Below are 26,127 nucleotides of genomic sequence, written 5' to 3'. Positions count from 1 at the left end.
GTTAAGTAATATACCAAATTAGGAGGTTCGAGGATCTTGAAGAAACTAATAAGAGTTTTATTGCCTGTTATTTTACTTCTTTCGTTTTCAATTCAAGTCAGTGCAGAAGAGATAGTGAACACAGACTCAAGTATTCATGGTCATGTTAAAACAGTTGTAAAATTTCCTGGTAGAACTTTAGAGCAAGTTCAAGACTTGTATAAGTCAATTGGCGTTGATCTTACATCCGAAGAGAATGCAATATTAGAATCAAATAATGGTATACCAGAAATAAATATCAGTATGCCTAATGTGATACTAAAAATAGACGAAAGCATAGTACCTATAATTAATAATGAGTTTTTTATTAACCACCTGACTAACGGAACTCACAAAATTCAGCTGTATTCCACTAATTCTTTGGTATTTGAAAAGGAATATACATTAGATTATGGATTAAATCATATACCTCTAGAACTGAATCTGGATTTTAACAATCTAGTTCTAAATGCAGGAGTTAAAATGAATTCAACTATCAGTAAAGATGAAAATAATAAACTAGTCTCTCCATTTTATGATCCCGATCAATATTATAATGGAATAAAAGTTGGATCTTACTTTGGAGAAGGTAAAGGTAAGATGAAAATGCTAACGCCTGAAGGGCACGTAAGTTGCAATAAATCAGACTATGATCATGGTGCAAACTTCCCTTTCAATGGAGCTGATTGTACAAAAGCTGTTGCTGGAGGCGTGCTTTATCTCAGTAATCCATCGTTATACAATCGGTATATTCAAGGGATCTATTGTGTACAAGAAGCAATGGGTTCTGGCGATGATAGTAATGAAGCAAATTCATATTGTAATCACAAACCTAAAAGCAGTGGTTACTATAAAGGGTATAAGAATATGGGGTATAATTGCTCAAGCTTCACCTTCCTAAATGGTGACGAACGTTTGAATAAATATTAATTTTCAACTGGACTAGGAACTGCTCAAATCGGTTCCTAGTCCAGCTTATTATTATAAACTGGTTAATAATCTTCAAGGTAACGAAAGGAGAGCGTATTTTTGAACAAGAAAACTATTCCAATACTTGCTGCTCTGGGAGTTCTCTGCTTAATTATTCTTGTTCTAAATCTATACCCTATACTCGCCAGGAACACAAAATATGATCTTCAAATCGGATACACCCAAAATCAGGAATTTCCTAAAATAAACGATCATTCGGATCATTTTAAAAACAATGCCCAACTCATAGCTATGGCTATCTACCCGGACAAAAAAGAAAGCCTACGTCAGGCTCAGTTATATGTCACTAAACGCGGAGACAGCGAAATCCTTCAGGTTGAGAACATGAGAGAGACGGCGGACTTAGCAGCCTTTGAAATGCGGCTGAACAATCTGCAGTGGGAACCCGGAGAGTACACCTTGTACTTCAAACGCGGCACGGATCTTCAGATGAAGCTTGATTTTACGTTGGAGTAAATCAGGCTTCTTTTATTTCGAATTAGCTCCGCAATCCTTATCAAATTCTTATAATTCCCCCTTACCATAGGTTCCAGAATGGATGAAAAGGATGAGTACACATGAACCATAACCTTATTCTGCAGACGCAGAACCTATGTAAAAGCTTTAAGGGGCAGCAAGCCGTCAATAACGTCTCGCTCGCGATTCAGGAGAACTCCGTGTACGGATTGCTGGGACCCAACGGTGCTGGGAAATCCACCTTGCTTAAAATGCTGACCGGCATGCTGCGGCCGACTTCCGGTGAGATTCAATTTCTAGGCGCCCCCTGGTCGCGCGAGCATTTATCCCAAATCGGCGCTCTTATTGAGTCACCTCCGCTCTACGAGAATTTAACGGCCCGAGAAAATCTCAAAGTGCGGACTACACTTCTTGGTCTACCGGACATTCGCATCGATGAAGTGTTGCAGACAGTGGGTTTAACAAACACTGGAAAAAAACGCGCCGGCCAGTTCTCCATGGGAATGAAGCAGCGGCTGGGGATCGCCATTGCCCTGCTCCACCGCCCCAAGCTGCTGATTCTTGACGAGCCCACCAACGGTCTCGATCCGTTTGGCATTCAGGAGCTGCGCGAGCTGATTCGCTCTTTTCCAAAGATGGGGATCACGGTTATCTTGTCCAGCCACGTCCTGTCCGAAGTAGAGCAAATCGCGGACCACATCGGCATTATTGCCGGAGGCGTGCTGGCTTATCAAGAGGCCGTTGCTCCGGGAGAACATCTGGAATCCCTGTTCATGCAAATCGCTCGTGAACACCAGAAAGGAGATCAATAAGATGCAAGCTTACCTCCGTGCAGAATTTCTTAAAACGAAACGAACCTTTACGAGAAAACTGACCTGGTTGGCTCCTCTGCTCACCTTGCTGTTATGCGCAGTATTGATGGGCGGACGGTTCTTTCAAATCGCCAGCTACAACTGGTGGTATACCCTTTTGCTTCCCGGAGCGCTCACTTTGATGTGCACGGGTGTAATCCAAAAAGACAGCAAAAAGCTAAAATATCGAGCGATCCTCGGATTGCCGGTGCCTCTGCCCAAGATTTGGCTCGGTAAAATCGGCGTGATCGCCGGGCTGTTATTGGTTTCCTCGGTCATTTTAATGCTCGGGATTGCGCTTAGCGAGCTAGTCTTCCCTGGTGGATTGACTTTAGCGGATCACGCTTTGGGCAGCTTGCTGCTCTTTCTGACCTTCCTTTGGCAGATCCCGCTCTGTCTGTTCTTAACCGACCGGATCGGCATGTTTGCTACGATGATCGTGAATGTGCTGGGGAACATCGCCTGCAACGTTCTGTTGGCTACGACTGCGTATTGGTGGGCTGTGCCCTATGCGATTCCGTCTCGGCTGATGTGCGCCGCGATCGGCGTGCTTCCTAACGGGTTGCCGGTTCCCGAAGGTGATGCCTTGTGGGATAAGAGTGTGATTTTGCCAGGGGTGTTGATCACGCTCGTCCTGTTCTTCCTGCTGTGCATCTTGACGATGCGTGTATTCCGCCATTGGGAGGCCAAGTAATATGAGCACCTACTTCCGTTGTCTCCGATCTGAACTTATCAAGCTCCACAGACAACCGACCCTGTGGGTGCACTTACTCGTCCCGCTGGTCGTGATTGTGATTTTCTTAGGTTATTACGCCTATACTCCGTTTACGCCGGCTTCTAAAGTGAGCGGTTATTTGCAGGTGCTTGCGGTTTCTTTTCCAACGATGATCGGTATCATCTGTGCCATCGCTGCAGACCAGGAGGCTGCCGCCGGAAATTATCAACAGCTTCTCACCTTGCCGAACCGCCTCATCGCCCTGGCTGGTAAGCTGACCGTACTTCTCCTGCTGGGCTTGGGCAGCACAATTCTGGCTTCGGTGGGGTTCGGAGTTGGCTTCCTTTATCTATTGTCTCAATCGCCGTATGGGCTCACATTCTATATCGAAGCCGCTGGGCTCCTGTTCGGAAGCAGTATGTTTCTCTATGCCCTGCACCTCTACGTGGGTCTGCGCTTTGGCAAAGGGGCATCCATCGGTCTTGGGATTCTGGAGAGCCTCGTGTCCGCCCTCCTGCTAACCGGGCTTGGAGATGGTAACTGGATTTATATCCCTTGCGCCTGGGCTGCCCGGTTCGTTAGCCTTTGGATGCAATACGGGGTCGCGAACACTGCCTCCCTCCCGATCCCGGCGAGCTCTTTGCTTGAACCCGGAATCCTTACTTGTCTTACAGGAACCTTGGCAATCATGGTATTCTTAGGAGTGTGGTTCCGGCGATGGGAAGGTACGAGATCGCTGGACTAAACTTAGATCTCATCAATAAAGAAGGGATAGAACATGGCCCATATTCTTGCGGTAGATGATGATCCCGCCGTACTGACCTTGATTCGGAATATTTTGCAAAAAGAAGGACATCTCGTCACAGCTCTCTCCGCTCCTTCTGATGTGTTAACGCTGCAATTGGGAAGCTTTGACCTGATTGTACTGGACGTGATGATGCCGGAGCTGGACGGGTTCACCCTCTGCCGGCAAATTCGCAGCAAGGTCGACTGCCCCATCCTGTTTCTGACTGCCAAATCCATGGAAAATGATCTGGTGGAAGGCTTAAGCATCGGGGCGGACGATTATATCATCAAGCCGTTTGGCGCAGGCGAGTTAAGGGCGCGAATTGCTGCCCACCTCCGCCGGGAAAGCCGGGAACGGCGCAGCGTTCTCTTGATCGGCGAAGTACATTTCAACCTGTCGGGCAAGGAGATGCGGGTGCGGGATACCTTCATCCCGTTGACCAAAAGCGAATATGCCATCTGCGAATTTTTGGCGTTACATCGGGGGCAAGTGTTCTCGAAGGATCAGATTTATGAATCCGTGTTTGGATTCGATGGAGAAAGTGAAGTTTCTACTATCGTCGAGCATGTCAAAAATATCCGTGCCAAGTTGAACCAAATGAACGTGAATCCGATTGAAACCGTGTGGGGGATAGGTTACCGATGGAAATAGCCCGAGTCACGCCAGGACCGAAAGAAACCAAGCTGCGTACGCTGTTTCTTAAATATTTAGCCGCTTTTTGTCTGGGAACGATTGGGCTTGCCCTATTGCTAGCCTTGATCTTTATGGGGTTGCTGTTCTCGGGAGCCGTTCTCCCTGCAGACTATGCCGAGAAGCAGGTGGAGGACGTCAAGTCTCGTCTCACGGCGGGACAGGAGGTACGGTTGGACTCTCCCTCTGCGTTGTACCAATATGCGAAGTACACGGTGGACGGGAAGCTCCTGGAACACAGCTTATCCGCCAAGCAAAGTGAGACGGCGTGGAAGCGTATGGAGGGGGGCCAAGCGAAAGGTTACTCTTTTCTATATCATTATACGAAGGTGACGCATGGCCAAGAGGTCTATATCTTCCGGTATTCTCTTGCGGCCCAGTTTAACTTAGAGCCCCTGCGCCGCTTGATGCCTAGTGCGGAACTGGCCTTTTTTGTGCTGTTCTGCCTTCTCTTTCTGCTTCAAGCCGTTCTGTTGGCCTCTTCGTTTGGACGAAAGTTAGCTCGCAAAATGAGCGGACTCCAGGAGGCAACCCAGCGCATTCAGGAGCAGGAGCTGGACTTCGCCATCCAATACAGCGGGATCGCTGAAATTGACCAGGTGCTGCGGTCCATGGATCAGATGCGGGATGCCTTGAAGAATTCGCTGGAGCAGCAATGGAATCTGGAGCGCCGCCGCCGGGCTCAAATCTCAGCGCTCGCCCATGACGTCAAAACCCCGCTCACCATCGTTCGCGGCAATGTTGAACTTCTCTCGGAAACAGAGCAGTCGGAGGAGCAACGGGAATACACCGAGTATATCTCCCAAAGTGCCCGTCAGATGGAGACTTATATCAAGACCTTGATCGAAATCACGAATACGGAGACGACGGCTTCCTATCAGCCCGTAAACCTCGAACTGAAGGAGTTCATCCATACGCTCGAAGCGCAGATGCAAGCCCTCGCCGCAGTTAAGGAACTTACCGTCGAAGTCCACTTCGTTGGCGCACTGCCGGACGAGCTCAATGCCGATCCGGGTTTGTTGGAGCGCGCCCTCATGAACGTCATCGCCAATGCCATGGACCATACCCCGGCGAAGAGCAAAATCACGCTATCGGTGGAGGCTGCAGGCGATCGGATTCAGTTCCGCGTGACTGACGAAGGTCCGGGCTTCTCGCCCGAAGCGCTCAAGTACGCCACCGAACAATTCTATATGGGCGACCCCTCCCGCCGAAGCAACGGACACTTCGGCATGGGCCTCTATATCACCCAATTTGTTGCCCAATTGCATGGGGGTGAACTGCATCTCGCCAACTCTCAGGTGACAGGCGGGGGCGAGGTGACGATGGAGGTGCCGGTGTATCCATAAATTTCTTACATGGCTCCCCCTCCTGGCTGTGCCCAGGAGGTTTTTATTCTCTCCATAATTAAGTCACTTCAATTCTTGCACCAGTTTTTAATTATTTGGTCAGTCCGTTCTCGGAAAAGGCATCGGTTCGAATTACAAAAGCCAACTCTTGGATGTCGTGATCCCAACTACACAACAGCCGGAAACCTCTCAAGACAGCGCCTGGTTCATAATCCTTACTGTCTGAGCTCGCATAGGCCAGCATATTCTCCTTAAGAACAAACGAAGCTGTACCATGATCGAACTTCAACTCAAGCCTACTAAACTCGGGTATCTTATATTTCATCTTCCCTTCTTCCGTCAAAATATAATCAATCAGCTCGTACGAGCCTGGTTCAGTTGTTTGGTCTTGAAATTTTATTTGAATCGTTTCTCCTAATTTAACATAGGGAAGATCTGCAACGTTATTTTCCATAATGGATTGAAAAGGAGTCATATTACTGTAATCCGACTTTTCCACGTTCTTTGAAATAATAACCGGATTAATATCCTGATTATTGGCCTTTACTTCTACAGGATTCCCCTCACCACCAGCCTTGGCAGAATTGTTATCACCACTACAAGCCGTGACCGTGATGAGTAGCGCCAAACTGAAAACCAGAAGCACGATTTTTTTCAATATCTATCTCACTTCCTTTATTATTTAAAATCGGTCCTATCCACGTTCGAAGATAGGACCTCTTATATTATACCAACAAATATATTAATTTTACATTTCGACCTAATTCTTTTTCCACAGTGTTAAATGATCTGATGCGTACGGGGCATAGTCTGCTTGATGCTTCATAAGAGGAGCCATACCCCATTTTGAGATCACTTTTAAATATTTTGGACTCGCTAGTGGCCCACCAGCTTGATACACAATTCCAGAATGCTCACCATTATCATAGTATACGCGTGTTCCTATAACGGCATTAATCAGGTTGGTAAAACTAGAATAACTTCCATCCGTCATATACGCACTTGGGTCGTTCATCCAATATGTGTTACTTGTAGAATCAGAATACCAAGCGTAAGAATGGCAGTTGTAATTGGTAGTTGAAGTCGAAACAAATGTAGCGTTTGGATATGAATTGATATATGCATTATTGAGTTGCGTTTTTAAAGTAGCAGATAGTTCCTCTCCTCGAATGATCACTGGTACACTTGTACCCTTGGGTGTTTTTACAGTGCTATTCGTCGCAGTAAGAATCAAATCCTTGGCTAAAGGTTTATTAGATACCGATTGCCAAATAGATTTTTCTGACAAGAGTACGCTTAGAGTTAACTCTTCCAGAGATTGATCATTACTGAATGTCTTGTTAACCTGTAATTTCGCTAGTAGTGCATCTCCAGCATCAGCACGAGTTAACAACTCTCTAAATGCATCTGAATCTTTAGCCAGTGCTTTGAGTCCAGCTTCATATGAATCATAAGCATAGATATTTATAACTAGAGGGTATTCCAGTACTGCGCTAACAACTTCTTCCGTGGTCATTCGTTTTAAAATATCATTTGGAATTCGGGTTGCATCTAGCATTTCCTGCTTACTTGATAAGTTGGCCCACTCTGGATCATCAGGCGTAATCTTGTATTCAAATCTTTCATTTGATTTTGCTTGACTTAGATCACCACTGACAGCCTCATTTGCAAAAACATTCACACTAAACAAACAAAGCAATAATGTTGCCAATAATAAACTAAGTAACTTTTTCAAGTTTGGCGCCTCCTTTTTAATCTTTAATTTGTTGCAATTTTCACACTACCCACTGTCTAGTAATAACCCCCCTTATAAAATATTAATGTAATTTTAAACCACAAAATGATTATATATCATTTTATATTGTAAAAATAGTATATTATGGAATTTGTCGCGTAAAGTTAAACATTTTTTCCCATCTCGTAGTGTTAAACGAAATTGTACCTTTCGTCTACTCATTATCGAATCGAGTTAGGATGCACGTTAAATTTACTGATCTACTTGTTTCATCAAACCCAAACTTTTATTTATCTCAAGGCGTTATTCCAGCCTTAATAGAAATGGTTGCCAAATCTTTTTTAACAGTCTTAATTTCTACTTATTAAGTATCCTTTTTGAGTGAATGTACATTTTGGATTCCCCCATAAACACTTAACCACCCAACCCGTGAATCAAGGTCTGCATGATCGGAACGTTCCCCGCCGCCACAACGCCAATCCAACCACTAAGTATGATCCACGAGAACATTCTTCTTCTCATAGTTCTTTTCCACCTCACAGAATAGATGTTTGTACTGATCTTGAACCTCCCCAGATGCTTCATGCCTGAACTTCTCAAACAACCGAGCGTAACGAATCAACATCGATTCATGGTTGAACCTCAAGGCAAGCTCCATTCCTTCAAAAAGCTGCCGAAACCCCATCTCATACCGCCGAGTACGAAAATAGTAATGCGCCAGTTCCCACAAATACCGAACATATTGATCCGCCACGATTTGCATGTTGTATTTACCGAAACGGCATGACCGATCCATATACGTAAGATGTGCCCCAAACCGATCAAGCAGATGATCCACGTTCAACCCAAACTGGTTAGCCGCCTGCAGAATCCGGTACATCGCAGGAACAACCTCCTGCACATTCGATGCGACCCAATCCGCATAATTCGCCAGCACCTGTACCTCCCCCAACATTAAACGGTACACATAGGCATTGGCCCGGCCCCATTCCTGAAACTGCTCCACGACCCGTCGCTCTTCCTCGTCGCTTGCAGCAATCCCATGGAGCGCATCGCCGCTGTATAGAGTCACATATTCCAAAGCCTGAGCATACTCTTGTCTGGCATCACACACATTGGCCTTCAACAAATACGCATAGAGCAGATAAAAAAGCTCCGGCCGAGACGCCCCCTTATCCATCGCCTCCTTCCGTTTTCGATTTACCCGATGGCGGTATTGAATCGTCGCCTTCTGCTCCAGCTTCTCTGCCAGGGATTCAACCCGATCCCACCGATGCAAAGAAGCGTACACATCTGCCAAATCCTTCAATGCATCTAACTGAACCCTTTCGTCCAATCGATCCACATAGTCTTCGAACAAAACGGCGGCGCGCAAATTCTCCTCTTGATTCTCTCCAAGATGAATCGTAAACAAGCGATATCGACTTAACGCCAATCGTTCGGAATGCTGGTATTTCTCACACTCAGCAACACAATGGTATAGCAATGCAGCTGCCTTTCTTTTTCCCTCTCGAAAAAACTGCTCCGCCATTTCAAACAACACTGGCATATACGATAATCGATCTGCCACCGCCTGCACCAGCTGCTCCAAGCAACCTAGCTTGTTCAACTCCGCGCACCGCCGGATAAACGGCCCCAACCGTCTCCAATGCAGCGGCACCCCACGCAGACATTCTTCTAAGTAAATCTCGTAAAGGGCCCCCTGCTCCAGCCCCATCCCCTCCGTGATGAGATCCAAGTTATGTATGGAAATTTGCCGATACCCGCTCAACATCGCGCTGATCGTCCCCTGATTAATCCCGGAAATCTCAGAAAATTGCTGAAGCGTGAGCCCCGCCCGCCTTAAATAGCTCTCCAACTCTTGTCTGACCGTGGTTGCAGGTTTCATGGGAATACCTCCCCCCGTGTGCAAAACGTAAAACGTTTCTATTTCGCACCCTAATTTATCCATTTCATCCTGATTGTATAGTCTTTTTTAAGTACAGTCAAGAAAAATAGTACTTATTAGTACTATATAATGATATTAATTTCTAGTATACTTATCTGTATTTGCCCAACCACCTTACCTAACCTAAAAGAAGAGGTGGTAATCTATGAATTTACCAGAAATCGTTGGAAAACGAATCCGTGAATATAGAAAACAAAAGGACTGGACCCAAGAACAACTGGCCGAAGCGGCTTCACTTCATTACAGTTACATAGGCGGCGTAGAACGAGGCGATCGGAATATTTCGCTAGAGACGTTAGAGAAGATTGCTACTGCTTTGGATATTCCGGCTGGGGAACTATTTCGTCCGGAAGTGGTACTCGATAAAAAGCAATTGCTGGATGAACATATGAAGTTGGTAAGCGCCAGAAGTGCAGAGGAGATTGCGTTGATTACAAAGATCACGCGGGAAGTAATTTGGGGGATGGGGATGAAGAGTTAGAAGCTTTTCTATAGTAGCTCCCATACTGAGGTGATGCTATGCCAGATTTGCGCAATTCTCTAGGAAATCGAATCCGAGCCATACGAAACGCAAAAGGCCTCACCCAACAAAACTTGGCGGATTTGTCCGGTTTGGACTATAGATACATCGGAGCTATTGAAAGGGGAGGAAGGAACTTCTCTATCGATACCTTGGAGAAGGTCCTTGTGGCACTAGAGATTTCTCTAAATGAACTTGCTTATTTGGGTATAGAGCAGAGTGCAAAGGAATCTGTCCGCTGGGAAGCTGTTGACCAGTTCATTGCGAATACTGAGAGATTGAGTGAGGAGCAGATTGAGATTTTGCGACGGGTGAATCAGGAGGTTTTGAGGGCGTTTAAATAGCCCTTCCCGGAAAGGAAAAAGCTATTTGTGGTTGAAATGAAATTCTATCACTATTCTGGAACCACGCTTATCCAATATTCACCAACCCAATATTTTTTGATAATATATAGCTATCATATATTGGAAGGAAGCGTGACTGTTACGAGCACACAGCTGTATCTTTTGAATAGCATAATTGATGATTATAAGAATTCTGGCTCCTTCAAAAGCACCGATGAGGCATTCGAATTTTTCTCAGCAGAGCAAATACTAAAGGATAAAGATATTGGTCCCGAGGAAATAGAGTCCGGCCTTATTGGGGCTGCGAGAGATGGTGGAGTTGATGGGTTTTTCGTCTTCATGAATGGTGAGTTCGTTTATGATCCAGATGAAATAAAGTCTTCTAATCAACCTACACTTGAACTCCACCTGATGCAATTTAAAAACACTAATTCTGTAGAGGAACTAGTCCTAGATCGCTTTATTGCATCATCAGAACATATTTTCCAGCTTGGCATTAATTTTAGTACTCTCAGTGAGATCTATAATCCAGCCCTAATAGAAAAGATAAGTTTATTCCACAATACATGGATGAAGGTTGCTGGGCGACATCCAAAGATTCTTGTGCAGTATTATCATGTGTGTAAAGGCGACAAGACCAAAATATTAGGCCCCGACATCCAGAATGATGCATATCTTAGAAAAATGACTTTATTATCGCAGAAGGTTAAAAACACTGGTGGGAACATTATAGAGTACTCATATAACATTGTAGATTCCGAGTCGTTGATGGAGTTATCTAGAAAGAATCCAACCTACTCACTGCCATTAAAATTAAATGAGACACCTATAACAATCGATTATCAGCAAGAACAAGGCGGTTATATAGCATCAACAACTCTTTATGAATACTATAAATTCCTCTCAGATTCGGATGGAACGCTTCGTAAATATCTTTTTGAATCAAATGTTAGAGACTATCAAAATAATACAGATGTGAATCAAGAAATTGGGCAAACAGTTACCGAGAAGCCTGAATTTGACTTTTGGTGGCTTAATAATGGGGTAACAATTATTGCCGAAAAGGGAACTTTGGCCGGGAAAACCCTTCACCTAGATAATATTCAAATCGTCAACGGTCTTCAAACTTCATACACAATATTTAATGCATTAAAAAACGGTTCCTTTGAGGATGATAAAAGATCAGTACTACTAAAAATAGTTATTACAGGAAAAAAGGAAACTTCTGATGCTATAATTAAATCTACAAATTCTCAAAATTATGTTCCTCCTTCAACATTAAGAGCTACTGACACAATACAAAGAAATATCGAGGAGTATTTAATATCCAAAGGGTTTTACTATGATAGAAGAAAAAACTTCTATAAGAATCAGGGAAAGCCAAGAAATAAAATTATTTCAATTAAATACTTATCACAATGTCTAACTTCCCTTGTACAAAAAAATCCATCAAAAGCTAGATCAAACCCCACAACTCTAACGAAAAACGAAAAGGACTATAGAAGGCTTTTCCCCGTAAACAGACAACCAGAAATATACCTAAAAAGTATTGAAATTATGAAACAGGTTGAACGTGCATTAAGAGGTATGATTACAACTACTTCTCAAGAAGATTCGATTGCTACTAACTACCCTTTTCACGTGGGGAGAATTTTAGTATCAATACTATTAAATAAAGCGGACTATAATGATCGCGAATTTGCTGGAATTGATACAAATGAAATCAACGATGAAAAGATTAGGGATGCTTTCTCTATTCTAAAGGAGATACTTTCTGATTATCAAAGGTCAAGTTCACGTCAGGAGCTAATTAACATTGCAAAAAATATTGCTTTTAGTGAACATTTGACTGAAGAATTAAAAAAGTACTTCAACTAATTGCTTCTTCCGAATAAAAGAGTACAACTTGTGAAAAACCGAGTATAGCTCCTCCCATGCGGGATGGGGCTATATTATTATCAGAACCATAACCTATTAATAATAGGGGGAGACTTTGTAAGTGACACTTATGATAGATCATGTAATATTGCTCGTATTCCAAGTTATTTGCTCCTCTCCTCCTTCCCTTCTTCGCTCAGCATTACTTTTCCAAAGACAGGGTTACTCTCTCCTCAAGATTCGTCAAATCCCGCCTGAATTCGTCTTACGTAAAGTCCCCCCGCCGCCCAGATGACCGTCGGACGCCACAGCAAGCCAATTGCTCCGGCCAATTCCAACACACCGGTAAGCGAAACGATGAAACCAGGGTACGGCAAGATCGGCGGCACCATGCTTATTAGCTCCTCCCGCATCCCAACAAAATGTACCGTGCCGGTCAACACAAACATCATTGCAACCCCACCCCGAAGGGCAACGGGCCAAGTGCGCAGTCGTTTGACTCCCGCAGCTCCCAGGGCAAGGATCACCAGCGTAACAACGACAAGGGTAATCAGGGGTTCCATGAGCAGACCTCCGTTATTTTCAAATGAAGCGAATTCCGTGGCATTAGAAACCTTTGGTGATCATCAGGTAAAGAATCCCGAGCGGCAGCAACGTAGCCATCGTGCCGTATACCGCCCAGTTCCGAGAAGCCTTATGATATTCCGCTGTGACGGTGCCACTCTTGATACCTTCGGCGCTCAGGCGGATCATTTTGCGCTGCATGGGAATGAGGATAAGCAGCCAGATCAGTCCGGTCACAGCAAACAAGCCTAAGGAGAAGGTCAACCAATTCAGACCCGCCAAAGAGTAGCCCAAACTCCCCGTCATCATACTACCGGAAAGGACGATCAGGGCGAGTCCGGGGATCGTAAAAACATAGTCAGCAATCATCACATTCTTAGCAGCATCGTGCATAATTAGTGGATTCCCGGTTCGATCGGCCCGTATTTTCCAAAACGCCGCCGTTACGATATTTCCAACCATCAGTAAGACACCGATTAAATGCAAAGTTAACCATAATTCCACGTTCACTCACCCTTTCTCTTCCCGTTTTTGGCCGGGGTTCAAAATGTCCGTCATCAGCGCCGTTAGGTCCTGCGCTTTAACAAAAGCCTGCACATTCGGGATTCTTGCGCGAAGTCGGAATCCGAGGGTCATCAGAGTGAACAACTCCGCGGTTTTATCCGCCTCAACCGTTTCGGGAATGACGCCGTGCTGCTGACCGGTTTCAATCCAGAGCTGGGATAGAAATACGGTTCGGTCATAATACTGCTTCAAGGCCTCTGCAACCGCTGGGTCCTCTTCTTTACCGAATAAGTACACGAGCACTTTGTTGGTCACGTTCAGCGGATTTTCGAATTCGACAATACTGTCCTTGATTTTTTGCATCGGATCATCAAAATTACGGCGGCCTTCCTCGATCTCATTCATGAAGCGTCGGTTGGTTTCTTCAAGCCCTTCCTGCAGAAGCATCACATAGAGTTCGTCCTTGCTGTTGATATAATGGAAAATCGCACCTTTGGACAGACCGGATCTGCCCATGATATCCTGCATCGTAATTGAGTGACATCCCTTCTCCTGAATCAACTCTTTCGTTGCATCGACCAGCCGTCTTAACGTCTGTTGTCTGCGCTCCTCCTGTTTCAAAATCAAACCCTCCAGGTATTACTTCAAATTTTATGTAATTTCATTATACATACAGACCGTTGGTTTGTAAATAATCGTAAACCCCGCCTTGTATTTTCTGTTTCCACCGACATCATACTATATCATTCTGTTCCAATGGTATGTTTCGCCTCATATCGGACAGGATAGAAACATAAACTACTTGTAGTTTAACTTGCAGTTTAATTGTAATTCAACTTGTAGTTTGATATGCTAGGGGGTGAAAATACATGAAGCAAGAGGGGGGGAGCCTCGTGACAACCATGGAGATTCGAAAACAGGCTCAGTTGCTTGTTCGAGAGATCGCACAAAAGCCCGACCAAGAGTTGATTACGATCGACGCAGGTTCTCTTAAAGGCCTTATTGGGTTAATGAGAGATTACGCTGTCCTTACCCACGCAACAAATTCGGACGCCGAAATGACGACGGTGGTGGATTCACTAGTTGACTACGTCGATATCAACGACAACTCTGCAAGTTATCGTTCCGGCACCCCTACTTATCGAACCACAGACCTTGCCCGAATCTTTGGAGTTTCCGTCACCGCGATCAACAATTGGATTGACGAGGGGCGTTTCATTGGCTATGAACGACAGCCACGCAAACACGCGCGTATTCCGCACTTTACGCCATTTCAGCATCGGGACGGAAGCGTGGAACCTCTGGGATTAGTGGTGGAAAGATACATGAAACAGGAGCATAAATCATTTGCCGATGCGGATGAAATGGCTATGCTTTTAAATGAAATCGAAGCCCTTCAACAAAAATACGGTGGGAAGAATTTTAGTGAAGCTTTTGATTCTGAACGTTTGACTAGCGAACAGGAAAGCGATGCCTCACGTTGGCGGTTTTACTTGGCGCGACTTAAAGAGCTTTCATGAGTCGTTATAGCGAATACGTTGAGAAGCACGTGCCTCGGCCTCCCCTTGTCCCCACCGATTGGGATTACGTGCGTCATGAGTTTGATGATATTATTGATGGTTCGATTATTGCAGGAAACAAGGAAGGACCCGAACGGTACCCCCAAGTCCGTAAAGCCATCCAAATCAAATATGGCGGGGGTACCCTTCATGCTTCTGAATACATACAAGACCGTAAAGGCGAGGCCCCTCATGTGATTCGGTTTGAATATGATTGGCAGTATGACCCCGCTGACCCAAATGCCAGTTGGAGGTTCCACTACGATACTTTTCATCCAGAGGCCTATTGGCCAACGACCAGGCACTTTCATCAGCATGACCAACCCACTCCGCAAAAGACGAGTCATGGAAGGTTGTCCAATTTCTCGGTCCGAGACATGTGCTCTGTACTGGAAACGATACGAGTAGCCTTAAGGGTATCTAAAAAAATGCCCTTACCTTAATCTTTCTAACAAATTCGGTTTCTCATAAAAAGGAGGAATCCCCCCATGCAACCCTACCCCAACAAACAAGCCCTAATCTCTGAAATCCAGAAAACCGCTCGATTATTTATCGATGAATTTGAAGGGATCCCCGAAGCGGAGAAAGCCCTGCGGGTGGAGGAAGTGGACCGCACGCCGCAGGAGATGATTGCCTATCAGCTGGGCTGGATCAACCTCATCCGGGGTTGGGATCGGGACGAGCTGGAGGGCAAAGAGGTGGTTACGCCAGCGCTCGGATATAAGTGGAATCAGTTGGGTGGATTATATCAAAGCTTCTACGGCCAGTATCAGGACCAGTCCCTGTCCGAACTTAGGGCGTTGTTTATCACGGCTGTCGAAGAGCTGACGCCATGGCTGGAGGGGTTCCGTGACGACGAATTATTTACACCGGGAGGTAGAAAGTGGGCGTCCTCCACGCCTTCCAATTGGCCGATTTGGAAATGGGTCCACATCAATACCGTGGCGCCTTTCAAATCCTTCCGCAGCAAAATCCGCAAGTGGAAGAAAGTGCGCTCGTCGATGGAATTTAACGGGGCTCTTTAGCTCTAAGATCCGTACAAAAGGTCAAAACCGCAATGTAGAGTGGATACAGCGCACATGCCGCGATCATCACCAAACCCATCGCCGGAAGCGGCACCTCTTGGGGATCGGTGATCGGATAGATGTAAGCAAACCCTTTGATGAAGAGCAGGAAATACGGAATCCACAAGATCGTTGTCAGGTATTTGAGCTTTCCCGGGTTCAGCCGGAATCGCGTAAGAACATATGCGAAAACAGACGATATCATCAGAACAAGAAGAACCGCCACAGTTACATAACGATCCATGGGGGTGATCCCCATGACTCTTTCAAGCCGATAGACATTCATCAGAAGTTCTACTTGAACAAATAGGGAACCTGCATATAGCACGCTCACGCCATTTACTTTCCAGAACATCTTCATCCCTGGAATCAAACCTCCCCTACCCTACGGTTCGTCGGGGACATAAGAACCCTCCGCTCCTACGAACCCATCTCCCCCTCGATCCGCTTCATAAACTCATCTACCGCGCTATAGCCCAGCTGTTTCAGGTACCAGTTGTTGGCGGCGGCTTCGATCAGGCCGGCGACGTCCCGCCCGGGTTGGAGCTGGATTTCGATATGCGGGATTTGGACGCCTAAATATTCCGTACACTGCGGGACCGTCTCCAGTTCATTATTCAAGGCATTCTCTTGCCACGGCACCAGCTCGATATCCAGAACGATCCGCGTCTCATCCTGAAAAGCCCTGCGTCCGTACTGCCGCACCACGTTAATCAGACCGATGCTGCGCAAAGCCAGGAATTCGCGAGTCGTCTCGTTATGGGTTCCGAGCAGCGTGGTGGGGCTCAATTTCTTCAACACCACGATATCGTCCGCGACAAAACGATGCCCTCTGCGGATCAGCGTATGCGCCGTCTCACTTTTGCCGATTCCGGATTTGCCTCGAAGCAGAATACCGATACCCGACACGTTCACGCACACCCCATGAATCGAGATCTCCGGTGCCAGCGCCTTAACCAGATAAGCGTCGAGCTTGGCGATAAACTCCGTTGCCGTCTCCTCGGTACGCAGCAGCGGAATGCCCTCCTGCTCGCAATACAGCTCCAGATAAGGGATCTCCTCCTGCCCAGACGTCACGATGAAGCACGGAGGGTGATATTTTACGATGTTCCCGATATGCAGCTTACGCTCCTCTACGCTTAACGTTAATAAGTAATTGATCTCCTTCCGGCCCAACACCTGCACCCGATTCATCGGAAAAAAATCAAAATATCCCACGAACTCCAACCCCGGCCGATGGGCACGGGGACGAGAGACTTCGCGATCCATGCGCCCTTCCCCCGCAAGCACCTCCAACTTAAACGTGTCCACCAGCTTCTGTACGGTGATCGTCTTCATCTGATTCGCCTCCTTGCGTTTTATTGCGATCGACTTCCCATCCAGCGTTCCGGATCCTTCAGCGGTTCGTTATCGGAGAACAAATCCGGGTCCTCCTTTAACATTTCCGTAATGACTTCAGCCACCAAGGCAGCATCGCAGACCCGAACCACCGCATCCCCCAGTTTTCCCTTCCGCATCGCCCCTCGAGCCTCAAGCACTTCATCCACTTTCCAAAAATGCTCCGACCAAGGCAACCCGCAATGTCTGCGGGATGGCACCGAAATCTCCGTCCCGTCCGGCGTGATCGTGTACAACATTTCGTGATCGTCGGTGAGTCTCCCCGGGATATCCACCCACTCCTCGACCCCATGAATGAAGGTGTTCCGCTTCAAATCCACCCCAACCAGCAGAATCGTCGCTTTGCGGTCAAGCAGCTTCCCCCAAGAGGAGCCCCGGGCGCACGGGGTATCAAAAAGATGATCCTCCGCCGTAAACGCCTTGGCCTCCCGCCCTAACGCTGCAACCGAATGCGTGGGATGCCACGATCGCACAACCCCCGGCCGTTTGCGAAAGAGCTCCGGCAGAATGCCGACACACACCGGCGATTGCGCTACCTCGAAGCGGGGTTGCTCCTGATTGATATACGACCAGGTATGCGTAGGCAAGACCAGCAGCCCTTTTTTCATATAAGTTGTAAACGCATCCAATACCGTATCTGCACCGCCTTCTACCTCACCTATGCTTTTCATGGAGGAATGCACCAACACCGTTCCTGTACCGTCCAAGCCTAGCGCCTTCAGATCATTCAACAAACTCTCCTGGGTATGCATCAACCTGTCTCCTTCACCGATTTTTGCTCTTCTCCCTCCACGTTAATATGAGAATGTAATAAAGTCAAAAGGCTGCCCTTTGTGATTTTTTTCATCTTTTTTATTGACACCCGCCCTAACGAGAAGGTATATTAATTGACATTGAGAATCATTATCATGTGAGACGGTGGCAAGTCGATATCATACATAAAAGGATGGGGTTATACATGAAGGTAAATCGCAAGCTCTCATTAAAACCACTCGTTATTCCAGTTCTGCTGATCCTCGCGCTGGTTGGCTGTTCCTCGAAACAATCGGCAAATGAGGCAGCTACCAATACGGCGGCAACCAATAGCTCCACTACGACCGACACTACGGCGGCCGCACCTGCGGAAACCACCGAATACCCAATCGTAATCAAGCACGCGCTTGGCGAAGCCGTGATTGAGAAGAAGCCGAAACGGGTCGTAACGATTCAATGGGCGAACCATGACGTAGCCCTTGCGCTGGGCGTCGTTCCTGTAGGATTCTCGGCCGCGAACTTTGGCGTTCAGGACGACAGCGGGCTGCTGCCTTGGACGGCGGAGAAGCTGAAGGAGCTTGGTTTTACGGATCCAAACGTGTTCCAGGATACGGACGGTCTTGACTTTGAAGCGATCTCCGATGCGAATCCGGATGTCATCCTGGCCGCTTACTCCGGTATTACACAGGAAGACTACGATACGCTGAGCCAAATCGCTCCGGTCGTCGCTTACCCGAATGCCCCTTGGGCAACCACTTGGCGGGAGCAAGTTCTGCTGAACGCTACTGGGATGGGCATGGAAGCCGAAGGCGAGCAACTGATTAAGGATACCGAAGATATGGTCAAAGAGAAGCTCAGCCAATATCCGCAAATCGAAGGAAAAAAAGTCGTCTGGGTCAACTTCTCGGCCAAAGATATGTCGCAATTGCACATCTACACGCCGGTCGACTCCCGCGTCTCCTTCTTGTATGAGCTGGGGATGGAGTATCCCGAAAGTGTAACGCAGCAAATCACCGACCCCTCCAGCTACTCCTTGAAGCTAAGTGCGGAGAATGCTGGAGCGCTAAACGATGCCGATCTGATCGTAGGCTATGGCAATGACGAGTTGTACCAAGCCATCAAAGCCGACCCATTGCTGGGCAAAATCCCTGCCGTCGCCAGAGGCTCCGTTGCCTTCATCGACAGCGACACCCCGCTCGTGGCAGCCGGCACGCCGAACCCGCTCTCGATCGCTTATACGATTGACGAATACTTGAAATTGATCGGCGCAGCAGCCGATAAGGTACAATGAGCCATTCGGAGCTAAAAAACAAACAACCCGCCTTGCACCTGCCGCGGTATTTTACCGCGGTTCTGGTGATTTGTCTGGTCTTGCTGGGTCTATGCATCATCGCTTCGCTGGTCTTGGGTTCCAAGGCCGTGAATGGGCAAGCCTTAATTGACGGGTTGTTTCATCCAGATATCGATTCCTTTGATGCCAATATTATACGGAAAAGAATCTCCCGCACCGTGTTCTGCTTGTTCTGCGGAGCCGCGCTGGGGGTGGCCGGGGCACTTATGCAATCGGTTACCCGCAATCCGCTGGCGGACCCCAGCATCTTGGGCGTTAACACCGGGGCCTCCCTTTTTGTCGTTTGCGGCATTGCGTTCTTGAACATCAACACCGCAAATCAATATATTGGGTTGGCTTTGGTAGGATCCGCCGTAACGGCGGTGTTCGTGTTCGGGATCGGTTCGATGGGGCGTGGCGGAGCCACGCCCATTAAGCTTGTTTTGGCGGGTGCTGCCACCAGCGCCGCGTTATCCTCGCTGGTCACCGCCATTATGATCCCGCGCTCCTACGCCATGGACCAATTCCGGTTCTGGCAAGTCGGAAGCGTAGGATCGGGGACCTGGAGCGGGATTGGCGCGTTTCTTCCGTTCCTGATCATCGGCGTCCTCGTCGCCTTCCTGACCGCTCCCGCGCTGAATGCGCTGGCCCTGGGCGACGATGTGGCCACCGGTCTTGGCGTTCGGACAGGGACGCTGCGGCTGATTGCCGCGCTTGCCGGTGTCCTCTTATGCGGTGTAACGACGGCGCTCGCCGGGCCGATTGGTTTTATCGGCCTGTTATCGACGCACCTGGTTCGCCTGATCCTGGGGCCGGACCTGCGGCTGGTGATCCCGATGTCCGCCGTTTCCGGTGCCATCATTCTAACGATCTCCGACGTTCTCGGCAGGCTGATCGGCAGCCCTGGCGAGCTGGAGGTCGGCGTCGTTACGGCGTTTATCGGGGCACCTGTCCTCATCTTATTAGCGAAGAAAGCGAAAGTGCGTTCATTATGAGAGACCAATCGCTTGAATTCATTATGGCGGGCCGACGTCAAAGACGCCGCCGTTGGATCGTTGTCACCAGTCTTTTAGCCGTATTAGCTATTGCCTTATGCTGCGCGATGCTCCTGTTGGGGAATACCATCTACCCGGTGAAGGAGGTCATCCGCGCGCTGTCGGGCGAACAACTTAAGGGCGTGTCCTTTGCGGTGAACACGATACGCTTGCCGCGGATGCTAGCAGGGTTATTCGCCGGATTCGCCTTCGGGATCGCCGGCTACACCTTCCAGACCATGCTGCGCAACCCCTTGGCGAACCCGAATGTGATCGGCATCACCTCGGGGTCCAGTGCAGCGGCCGTATTCAGCATCGTCGTACTGCATGCCAGCGAAACGTTTGTTTCAATCGCTTCGGTGATTGCCGGGCTTGTTACGGTCACGATCATCTATCTGTTATCGAGGGGCAGAGCCTTCTCCATCGGACGCCTCATTCTAATCGGGATCGGGCTTCAAGCCATGCTCGATGCGGTGATCTCCTATCTGCTGCTGGTAGGTGCTCAGCAGGATATTCCCGCCGCACTGAGATGGCTCACCGGCAGTCTGAACGGATCGCAGCTGCGGGAGCTGCCTCCTCTTGTGGTGGCGGTGCTTGTTTTTGCCCCCGTCATTATCATGCTAGGTAAACATCTGGATCTCTTGGAACTTGGGGAGCAATCGGCTTCCTCTCTTGGGGTAGCCACCGACCGGACACGGATCATCCTGATCTTGAGCTCCGTCTTTATGCTTGCGATCGCCACCGCAACGACAGGGCCTATCGCTTTTGTCTCTTTCCTGGCGGGACCTATTGCGCGGAGGTTAACGGGAGCCGGGTTCTCCAACGTCATTCCGGCAGGCTTAGTGGGAGTGAATTTGGTGCTGGCGGCGGATCTCATCGGGCAATTTGCCTTTGAATACCGCTTCCCCGTGGGCGTGATCACCGGATTGCTCGGAGCGCCGTATCTGATCTTCTTGCTGATCCAGATGAATCGAAAGGGAGAATTGTAATGAAACCGACGCATCTTTTTCAGGCTGAACAACTGGTTGCGGGTTATGAGAATAAGACGGTCATCCACGGGGTGGACCTGGCGATTCCCAGCCATCAAATCAGCGTGATGATCGGAGCCAACGGCTGCGGCAAGTCGACACTGCTGAAGACGCTGGCCCGGCTGATCAAACCGACTTCGGGCAACATTACGCTCGACGGGAAGCCGCTGGCCAAAATCCCGCCGAAGCCGCTCGCCCGCATTCTCGGGCTGTTACCGCAATCCCCCATTGTTCCGGAGGGCATTACCGTTGCGGATCTCGTGGGGCGCGGAAGGTTCCCGCATCAATCCCTGTTCGGCGGATGGACAAAGAAGGATTACGAGGCCGTGGCGGAGGCGATGCGGATTATGAATATTACGGAGTATGCCAACTACCATATTGATGAGCTGTCCGGTGGTCAACGGCAACGCGTCTGGATTGCGATGGCTCTTGCGCAGCAAACCGACATCCTGTTTCTCGATGAACCTACCACGTTCTTGGACATTACGTATCAAGTTGAGATTCTCGATCTGCTCACGGATCTGAACCGGCAACAGGGAACCACCATTGTGATGGTGCTTCATGATATCAACTTGTCCGCGCGGTATGCGGATCATATTTTTGCCCTTCATCAAGGGAAGCTGGTGGCGGAGGGGAAACCGGAAGAGGTCATTACCAGCGAGCGGGTGAAGGACATTTTTGGACTCGATTGCACGGTCATCAAAGACCCCGTATCGGGGTCTCCGCTGGTGGTGCCCAAAGGGCGTTATCATTTGAACGACGCCTATGTTTCGATTCCTTAGATAGTAGCGTCCGCCGTCGCAACGGCTCTGCCGTCCCGCACAAACTGCGCGGCAGCAGCGCACTGCTCTTCCGTCACCGCCTCCAACGTCACAAAGCCGCGGGGTTTATGCTGTTCTAGCAGCCTCCAGAAGAGCGGATAGTTTAGCTCTCCTAGGCCTGCAGCGGTTTCGATCAGTTCGCCGTTGGCGCCGCGCTGCAGATCCTTGGCATGGGCGCTGACGATGCGCGGGCCCAACAGATCAAAGGCGGTCTGGATGACCTCGTCCTGGCGGGCGAAGTTATCGGCATTCATCAAATTGCACGGGTCGATGACGACGCCTACGCAAGAGGACGGGAAGCGCTCGAGGGTTTGCGCCATCGTCTCCGGCGAATCGATCAAATGGCCTTGCGCGGCTTCGAGGCCGATGGTGACGCCCCAGCGCTCTGCTTCTTCGACCAGTTCCTCCAGCGCCCGATGAAGGCGCTCCCAATAATCCGGTAGGCGACTTACGTCCGCCGGCTTCCCCACCTCGGTCGCCACGATCGGCGCGCCGAAATGCCGCGCATGGCGCAGATGCTCCTTAAACCGGTCCACGTTGTGCCGGTAACTCTCCTCCTCCAAGTCGATCAGGCTGGCATAGCAGCCTAACACGGCGATCCGTACGCGGTGGTCCGCAAACGCGCCCCCGATCTCCGAGGCTAACCCCGGGCTGATTTTGCCAAGCGAGCTATCCACATCCGAAATCGCCTTCGACAATGCCAACTGCACATACGAGAAATCAAATGCCTCTACCTTCGCCGCCAACTCCCGAAAGGGCTGCTTTCCAAGCAAATGCGCCAGTATGCCTACCGACATCAACCTCTCCTCCTTTGGGTTCATTCCATAGATACATAGATACTCCAACATTAGGGGATACATTCGACTTGATCCGGGCAAACTCCTGTGTTGAATCGACGAATCCGCTTCGTACCAAAAAGCCCCCACCCCCGCGACACCGCGATTTTGGTAAGGTCCTGTTTGTCATACTTAGTGCAGCCCCTTACTTTCTTCGATACATCTGGTTGATTTGGTCAGCCAAATATGCGGGGCTATACGGGGTGCCTTCTTCGATCCACCACGAGACGATCCCCAGCGAGGAGGCGGCTATGATTTGGATGGGCACCTGCTTGGCGGGATCCGCCGGCTTCCTCCGCTCCCTCCGAACCGACACGATTTCGGTAAGCATCACGAACAACCGGTGGCGGAACTCCTTATTTTCCATTAATACCTGGAATAAGGCCGCATTCTCGTAAATTTGCTCCAAAAAAGAAACCAGCGGTGATTGATCCTTCATCGAGCCGTTCTCGGTGAGCGGACGCATTCTTCGAGCCAGCTCGTCGAGCACTTCCTTCGTTAATTGCTCCAGCAGATCCTCCACGTCGCGGTAATGCAAATAGAACGTAGCCCGGTTTAACCCCGCACGATGGGCCAAGCCTTGAACCGTAACTTTGTGCGGGTCGGCCTTCTCTTGCAGCAGCGCGATCAGCGCCTCTCGAAACATGCGTTTCGTTCGCGTAATTCGAGGATCAACCTTCTCCTCTTGATTGGTCGACATCTCGACTCTCCTTTGATGATCATCTGCGACTTGTTCGACAGCATCCAGCGGATCTGTCGTTTAGTCTACAGTTCATTGTAAAGTGTAAATGGTCTTTTTCCGGCGGGCGTGATACTATTTTTTATCGACAGAATATCAATTAGTCGACGTGCCGTCAATTAGGCACCCCTTGAAAGGAGTAATACCTTGAATCCCTCAACCCCGCAGGTGAATAAAAGAATCCTGATGCCCGTCCTGCTCTTGGGCTCATTTTTATCGATCCTAAACCAAACGATTCTGAATGTCGCTTTGCCCGACTTGATGAAGGAATTTGCCATTACCGCTACCACTGTGCAGTGGCTGATCACCGGCTTTATGCTGGTCAACGGCATTCTGGTTCCGGTCACAGCGTTCCTGATGCAGCGGTTTACGACCCGGCAGCTGTTTGTGACCTCCATGCTCCTGCTGCTCGTGGGTACATTGATCAATGCCATAGCGCCTAGCTTTCCGTTTCTCTTAACGGGGCGGCTGATCCAAGCCGCAGGTGCCGGGATCATCATGCCGCTGTTGATGATGGTTGTGCTGGTGGTGTTCCCCAAAGAAGGGCGCGGAGCAGCCATGGGCCTCATCGGCCTGGCGATGATCGTCGCTCCCGCCATTGGCCCAACCTTAGCTGGCTTTGTTATTGAGCATCTCTCGTGGCGGTGGATTTTTATCGGGATGCTGCCGCTGGTGGCGATCGTCATTCCGTTAGCGCTCAAATTTTTGGTGAATGTCTCGGAGACCTCGAAACCGAAGCTGGACCTCGTCAGCATAGTTTACTCGACCGCCGGCTTTGGCGGGCTCCTGTTTGGCTTCAGCAACGCGGGCAATAAAGGCTGGGGCAGCGCAGAGGTGCTGGCGTGTCTGGTTGTTGGGGGGATTTTTCTGATCCTGTTCTGCCGTCGCCAATTGACCTCTTCCGCCCCGCTTATGAATTTGAGAGTGTTCCAGGACAAAATGTATACGGTCACGACGGTGATCAGTATTTTGATTATGATGGTGATGTATGCGGATATGATCCTGTTGCCGATCTACTTGCAGACCAGCCGGGGATTCTCGGTGCTGGAAACCGGCTTGCTGCTGTTGCCTGGCGCCTTGATTAATGCCTTGTTGTCGCCGGTATCCGGGCGTTTATTGGATAAGTTCGGGATCAAACCTATCGCGATCATCGGTTTGCTCTTTACGATCCCCGCCATCTGGGGTGTCACGCATTTAACCGAAACGACGCCGTATACCTATTTGGTCGTACGGACGATTATCCTGCGCATCGGTCTGAGCTTCCTCACGATGCCGCTGAATACCGCCGGGCTGAACGCCCTGCCGAAGCACATGAACGCGCACGGCTCCGCGGTTACGAATACGGTCCGCCAAGTGGCGGGAGCGATCGGGACGGCATTGGTCGTCACGATTTATACAACGAGAACGAAGCTGCACGCCACCGCTTTGGTGGAATCCGGCCAGGCGCTCTCCAAAGCTCAACTGAAGGAGATGTCAACGATCCTTGGCACGAACGACGCTTACTTCTGCATGGCCGTGCTAAGCATCTTGATTCTCGCCGTCACGATCTTTATGCCGAATCGCAAGGGAGAAGCCCGCCCGAGAGGGACTAAAGAGGCGGCAAAACAACCCGTGAAAGAATCCTAAATGCAGGGCGGCTGGACACTGGGTCCAGCCGCCTTTGGCTGATTTCCGGGTGCTCGCCGGTACCGCAAATCTGCGGTAACACCCCATTCTATTCGGTTTTTCATATACAATTTGAGTCTAACCCCCGGAAGTAGCCGATTCTACTCGATTTTTCATATATAATCCGCCGCAGGTCTGCGGTAACGCCCCATTCTATTCGGTTTTTCATATACAATTTGAGTCTAAGCCCCGGAAATGGCCAATTCTACTCGATTTTTCATATATAATCCGCCGCTAATCTGCGATAACGCTCCATTCTATTCGGTTTTTCATATACAATTTGAGTCTAACCCCCGGAAGTAGCCGATTATACTCGATTTTTCATATATAATCCGCCGCTAATCTGCGATAACGCTCCATTCTATTCGGTTTTTCATATACAATTTGAGTCTAACCCCCGGAAGTAGCCGATTCTACTCGATTTTTCATATATAATCCGCCGTAAGTCTGCGGTAACGCCCCATTCTATTCGGTTTTTCATATACAATTTGAGTCTAAACCCCGGAAACGGCCAATTCTACTCGATTTTTCATATATATTTCGCCGCAAGTCTG

Annotated in this window: 28 protein-coding genes; 17 read left to right on the top strand and 11 right to left on the bottom strand. The window is 48.8% G+C overall.

Annotation, left to right across the window (positions count from 1 at the left end; translation table 11 throughout):
• Nucleotides 1-36: 36 nt before the first annotated feature.
• The 7 genes from BN3277_RS06270 to BN3277_RS06240 all read left to right on the top strand — a co-directional run bounded on the left by BN3277_RS06270 (nt 37) and on the right by BN3277_RS06240 (nt 5,853).
• On the top strand, nt 37-948 hold the full coding sequence (locus tag BN3277_RS06270; RefSeq protein ID WP_059041423.1) for a hypothetical protein: 912 nt from the start codon (nt 37-39) through the stop codon (nt 946-948).
• Between the two features lie 99 nt (nt 949-1,047).
• A complete protein-coding gene (locus BN3277_RS06265; protein WP_059041422.1) occupies nt 1,048-1,464 on the top strand; it encodes a hypothetical protein in 417 nt (138 codons plus the stop codon).
• A gap of 101 nt (nt 1,465-1,565) precedes the next feature.
• A complete protein-coding gene (locus BN3277_RS06260; protein WP_059041421.1) occupies nt 1,566-2,276 on the top strand; it encodes a lantibiotic protection ABC transporter ATP-binding protein in 711 nt (236 codons plus the stop codon).
• A 1-nt stretch (nt 2,277) separates the two neighbouring features.
• Entirely contained in the window at nt 2,278-3,009 is a 732-nt protein-coding gene (locus BN3277_RS06255; RefSeq protein WP_059041420.1) for a lantibiotic immunity ABC transporter MutE/EpiE family permease subunit, read from the top strand.
• A gap of 1 nt (nt 3,010) precedes the next feature.
• Entirely contained in the window at nt 3,011-3,775 is a 765-nt protein-coding gene (locus BN3277_RS06250) for a lantibiotic immunity ABC transporter MutG family permease subunit (RefSeq protein WP_059041419.1), read from the top strand.
• Between the two features lie 33 nt (nt 3,776-3,808).
• Entirely contained in the window at nt 3,809-4,468 is a 660-nt protein-coding gene (locus BN3277_RS06245) for a response regulator transcription factor (RefSeq protein ID WP_059041418.1), read from the top strand.
• Nucleotides 4,459-5,853 carry a HAMP domain-containing sensor histidine kinase gene (locus tag BN3277_RS06240; RefSeq protein WP_059041417.1) on the top strand — a complete coding sequence of 465 codons (1,395 nt, stop codon included), beginning with the start codon at nt 4,459-4,461 and terminating at the stop codon, nt 5,851-5,853. Before BN3277_RS06245 ends, BN3277_RS06240 begins: the two co-directional genes overlap by 10 nt.
• Before the next feature lie 91 nt (nt 5,854-5,944).
• On the opposite strand, the gene BN3277_RS06235 is transcribed toward BN3277_RS06240, so the two are convergent.
• From BN3277_RS06235 to BN3277_RS06225, 3 genes are all read right to left on the bottom strand, one after another.
• Nucleotides 5,945-6,511, bottom strand: coding sequence for a hypothetical protein (locus BN3277_RS06235; protein WP_059041416.1), 567 nt, complete (start codon nt 6,509-6,511; stop codon nt 5,945-5,947).
• Between the two features lie 102 nt (nt 6,512-6,613).
• Nucleotides 6,614-7,588 (bottom strand): hypothetical protein, encoded by a 975-nt coding sequence (locus BN3277_RS06230; RefSeq protein ID WP_059041415.1) that lies wholly within the window; start codon nt 7,586-7,588, stop codon nt 6,614-6,616.
• 487 nt (nt 7,589-8,075) lie between these two features.
• Entirely contained in the window at nt 8,076-9,476 is a 1,401-nt protein-coding gene (locus BN3277_RS06225; RefSeq protein WP_059041414.1) for a helix-turn-helix domain-containing protein, read from the bottom strand.
• 205 nt (nt 9,477-9,681) lie between these two features.
• Here BN3277_RS06225 and BN3277_RS06220 point away from each other — a divergent pair, with 205 nt between their 5' ends.
• Genes BN3277_RS06220 through BN3277_RS06210 form a run of 3 tightly spaced genes read left to right on the top strand, consistent with a single transcriptional unit; the run spans nt 9,682 to nt 12,278 of the window.
• Nucleotides 9,682-10,017: a helix-turn-helix domain-containing protein gene (locus tag BN3277_RS06220; protein WP_059041413.1), complete on the top strand. Its 336-nt coding sequence runs from the start codon at nt 9,682-9,684 to the stop codon at nt 10,015-10,017.
• 38 nt (nt 10,018-10,055) lie between these two features.
• The gene (locus BN3277_RS06215; RefSeq protein ID WP_059041412.1) at nt 10,056-10,400 is read left to right on the top strand and encodes a helix-turn-helix domain-containing protein; all 345 of its coding nucleotides are present in this window, start codon (nt 10,056-10,058) and stop codon (nt 10,398-10,400) included.
• Nucleotides 10,401-10,436: 36 nt separating this feature from the next.
• Nucleotides 10,437-12,278 (top strand): AIPR family protein, encoded by a 1,842-nt coding sequence (locus BN3277_RS06210; protein ID WP_082691370.1) that lies wholly within the window; start codon nt 10,437-10,439, stop codon nt 12,276-12,278.
• Nucleotides 12,279-12,511: 233 nt separating this feature from the next.
• Here the strand turns inward: BN3277_RS06210 and BN3277_RS06205 are convergent, their stop codons facing one another.
• From BN3277_RS06205 to BN3277_RS06195, 3 genes are read right to left on the bottom strand one after another with little or no spacing between them, the layout of a single operon-like run.
• Nucleotides 12,512-12,841 carry a DoxX family protein gene (locus tag BN3277_RS06205; RefSeq protein WP_148500986.1) on the bottom strand — a complete coding sequence of 110 codons (330 nt, stop codon included), beginning with the start codon at nt 12,839-12,841 and terminating at the stop codon, nt 12,512-12,514.
• A 43-nt stretch (nt 12,842-12,884) separates the two neighbouring features.
• Nucleotides 12,885-13,346 (bottom strand): DUF2269 family protein, encoded by a 462-nt coding sequence (locus tag BN3277_RS06200; RefSeq protein WP_059041802.1) that lies wholly within the window; start codon nt 13,344-13,346, stop codon nt 12,885-12,887.
• Between the two features lie 6 nt (nt 13,347-13,352).
• Entirely contained in the window at nt 13,353-13,967 is a 615-nt protein-coding gene (locus BN3277_RS06195; RefSeq protein WP_059041411.1) for a TetR/AcrR family transcriptional regulator, read from the bottom strand.
• 248 nt (nt 13,968-14,215) lie between these two features.
• Here BN3277_RS06195 and BN3277_RS06190 point away from each other — a divergent pair, with 248 nt between their 5' ends.
• Together BN3277_RS06190 and BN3277_RS06180 are read left to right on the top strand one after the other, a co-directional pair.
• The gene (locus BN3277_RS06190) at nt 14,216-14,866 is read left to right on the top strand and encodes a MerR family transcriptional regulator (protein WP_059041410.1); all 651 of its coding nucleotides are present in this window, start codon (nt 14,216-14,218) and stop codon (nt 14,864-14,866) included.
• Between the two features lie 527 nt (nt 14,867-15,393).
• Entirely contained in the window at nt 15,394-15,930 is a 537-nt protein-coding gene (locus BN3277_RS06180) for a ClbS/DfsB family four-helix bundle protein (protein WP_059041408.1), read from the top strand.
• Here BN3277_RS06180 and BN3277_RS06175 read toward each other — a convergent pair.
• Genes BN3277_RS06175 through BN3277_RS06165 form a run of 3 tightly spaced genes read right to left on the bottom strand, consistent with a single transcriptional unit; the run spans nt 15,914 to nt 18,119 of the window.
• Entirely contained in the window at nt 15,914-16,330 is a 417-nt protein-coding gene (locus tag BN3277_RS06175; protein ID WP_232436346.1) for a hypothetical protein, read from the bottom strand. The genes BN3277_RS06180 and BN3277_RS06175 overlap by 17 nt on opposite strands.
• 59 nt (nt 16,331-16,389) lie before the next feature.
• Nucleotides 16,390-17,307, bottom strand: a complete 918-nt coding sequence (gene hprK / locus BN3277_RS06170) for an HPr(Ser) kinase/phosphatase (RefSeq protein WP_059041407.1) — start codon at nt 17,305-17,307, stop codon at nt 16,390-16,392.
• Between the two features lie 20 nt (nt 17,308-17,327).
• Complete coding sequence (locus BN3277_RS06165) at nt 17,328-18,119, bottom strand: AAC(3) family N-acetyltransferase (protein WP_059041406.1); 792 nt, start codon at nt 18,117-18,119, stop codon at nt 17,328-17,330.
• 206 nt (nt 18,120-18,325) lie between these two features.
• Here BN3277_RS06165 and BN3277_RS06160 point away from each other — a divergent pair, with 206 nt between their 5' ends.
• The 4 genes from BN3277_RS06160 to BN3277_RS06145 are packed head-to-tail and all read left to right on the top strand — an operon-like array spanning nt 18,326 to nt 22,294.
• Nucleotides 18,326-19,411 carry an iron-siderophore ABC transporter substrate-binding protein gene (locus tag BN3277_RS06160; protein WP_187380039.1) on the top strand — a complete coding sequence of 362 codons (1,086 nt, stop codon included), beginning with the start codon at nt 18,326-18,328 and terminating at the stop codon, nt 19,409-19,411.
• Nucleotides 19,408-20,445: a FecCD family ABC transporter permease gene (locus BN3277_RS06155; protein WP_059041404.1), complete on the top strand. Its 1,038-nt coding sequence runs from the start codon at nt 19,408-19,410 to the stop codon at nt 20,443-20,445. The genes BN3277_RS06160 and BN3277_RS06155 overlap by 4 nt, the downstream gene beginning before the upstream one ends.
• Nucleotides 20,442-21,473, top strand: coding sequence for a FecCD family ABC transporter permease (locus BN3277_RS06150; protein ID WP_059041403.1), 1,032 nt, complete (start codon nt 20,442-20,444; stop codon nt 21,471-21,473). The genes BN3277_RS06155 and BN3277_RS06150 overlap by 4 nt, the downstream gene beginning before the upstream one ends.
• Nucleotides 21,473-22,294, top strand: a complete 822-nt coding sequence (locus BN3277_RS06145; RefSeq protein WP_059041402.1) for an ABC transporter ATP-binding protein — start codon at nt 21,473-21,475, stop codon at nt 22,292-22,294. The genes BN3277_RS06150 and BN3277_RS06145 overlap by 1 nt, the downstream gene beginning before the upstream one ends.
• Here the strand turns inward: BN3277_RS06145 and BN3277_RS06140 are convergent.
• Together BN3277_RS06140 and BN3277_RS06135 are read right to left on the bottom strand one after the other, a co-directional pair.
• Nucleotides 22,291-23,130: a sugar phosphate isomerase/epimerase family protein gene (locus BN3277_RS06140; protein WP_059041401.1), complete on the bottom strand. Its 840-nt coding sequence runs from the start codon at nt 23,128-23,130 to the stop codon at nt 22,291-22,293. The two genes, BN3277_RS06145 and BN3277_RS06140, sit on opposite strands and share 4 nt — an antisense overlap.
• 184 nt (nt 23,131-23,314) lie before the next feature.
• Entirely contained in the window at nt 23,315-23,869 is a 555-nt protein-coding gene (locus BN3277_RS06135; protein WP_059041400.1) for a TetR/AcrR family transcriptional regulator, read from the bottom strand.
• 186 nt (nt 23,870-24,055) lie between these two features.
• On the opposite strand from BN3277_RS06135, the gene BN3277_RS06130 reads away from it, so the two are divergent.
• Complete coding sequence (locus tag BN3277_RS06130) at nt 24,056-25,534, top strand: DHA2 family efflux MFS transporter permease subunit (RefSeq protein ID WP_059041399.1); 1,479 nt, start codon at nt 24,056-24,058, stop codon at nt 25,532-25,534.
• Nucleotides 25,535-26,127 lie beyond the last annotated feature (593 nt).

It is taken from the genome of Paenibacillus rubinfantis (genome assembly GCF_001486505.1).
GTDB lineage: Bacteria > Bacillota > Bacilli > Paenibacillales > Paenibacillaceae > Fontibacillus > Fontibacillus rubinfantis.
Note: the sequence above shows the minus strand (reverse complement) of the source record. Positions and strands in the feature narration are given on the sequence as shown.

Coding starts and splice junctions, on each gene's coding strand:
- BN3277_RS06225 (WP_059041414.1), bottom strand. CDS start 9,476: ATGAAACCTGCAACCACGGTCAGACAAGAGTTGGAGAGCTATTTAAGG.
- BN3277_RS06210 (WP_082691370.1), top strand. CDS start 10,437: ATGAAATTCTATCACTATTCTGGAACCACGCTTATCCAATATTCACCA.
- BN3277_RS06220 (WP_059041413.1), top strand. CDS start 9,682: ATGAATTTACCAGAAATCGTTGGAAAACGAATCCGTGAATATAGAAAA.
- hprK (WP_059041407.1), bottom strand. CDS start 17,307: ATGAAGACGATCACCGTACAGAAGCTGGTGGACACGTTTAAGTTGGAG.
- BN3277_RS06150 (WP_059041403.1), top strand. CDS start 20,442: ATGAGAGACCAATCGCTTGAATTCATTATGGCGGGCCGACGTCAAAGA.
- BN3277_RS06205 (WP_148500986.1), bottom strand. CDS start 12,841: ATGGAACCCCTGATTACCCTTGTCGTTGTTACGCTGGTGATCCTTGCC.
- BN3277_RS06180 (WP_059041408.1), top strand. CDS start 15,394: ATGCAACCCTACCCCAACAAACAAGCCCTAATCTCTGAAATCCAGAAA.
- BN3277_RS06255 (WP_059041420.1), top strand. CDS start 2,278: ATGCAAGCTTACCTCCGTGCAGAATTTCTTAAAACGAAACGAACCTTT.
- BN3277_RS06175 (WP_232436346.1), bottom strand. CDS start 16,330: ATGAAGATGTTCTGGAAAGTAAATGGCGTGAGCGTGCTATATGCAGGT.
- BN3277_RS06215 (WP_059041412.1), top strand. CDS start 10,056: ATGCCAGATTTGCGCAATTCTCTAGGAAATCGAATCCGAGCCATACGA.
- BN3277_RS06155 (WP_059041404.1), top strand. CDS start 19,408: ATGAGCCATTCGGAGCTAAAAAACAAACAACCCGCCTTGCACCTGCCG.
- BN3277_RS06165 (WP_059041406.1), bottom strand. CDS start 18,119: ATGCATACCCAGGAGAGTTTGTTGAATGATCTGAAGGCGCTAGGCTTG.
- BN3277_RS06135 (WP_059041400.1), bottom strand. CDS start 23,869: ATGTCGACCAATCAAGAGGAGAAGGTTGATCCTCGAATTACGCGAACG.
- BN3277_RS06260 (WP_059041421.1), top strand. CDS start 1,566: ATGAACCATAACCTTATTCTGCAGACGCAGAACCTATGTAAAAGCTTT.
- BN3277_RS06240 (WP_059041417.1), top strand. CDS start 4,459: ATGGAAATAGCCCGAGTCACGCCAGGACCGAAAGAAACCAAGCTGCGT.
- BN3277_RS06250 (WP_059041419.1), top strand. CDS start 3,011: ATGAGCACCTACTTCCGTTGTCTCCGATCTGAACTTATCAAGCTCCAC.
- BN3277_RS06140 (WP_059041401.1), bottom strand. CDS start 23,130: ATGTCGGTAGGCATACTGGCGCATTTGCTTGGAAAGCAGCCCTTTCGG.
- BN3277_RS06245 (WP_059041418.1), top strand. CDS start 3,809: ATGGCCCATATTCTTGCGGTAGATGATGATCCCGCCGTACTGACCTTG.
- BN3277_RS06160 (WP_187380039.1), top strand. CDS start 18,326: ATGAAGGTAAATCGCAAGCTCTCATTAAAACCACTCGTTATTCCAGTT.
- BN3277_RS06190 (WP_059041410.1), top strand. CDS start 14,216: ATGAAGCAAGAGGGGGGGAGCCTCGTGACAACCATGGAGATTCGAAAA.
- BN3277_RS06145 (WP_059041402.1), top strand. CDS start 21,473: ATGAAACCGACGCATCTTTTTCAGGCTGAACAACTGGTTGCGGGTTAT.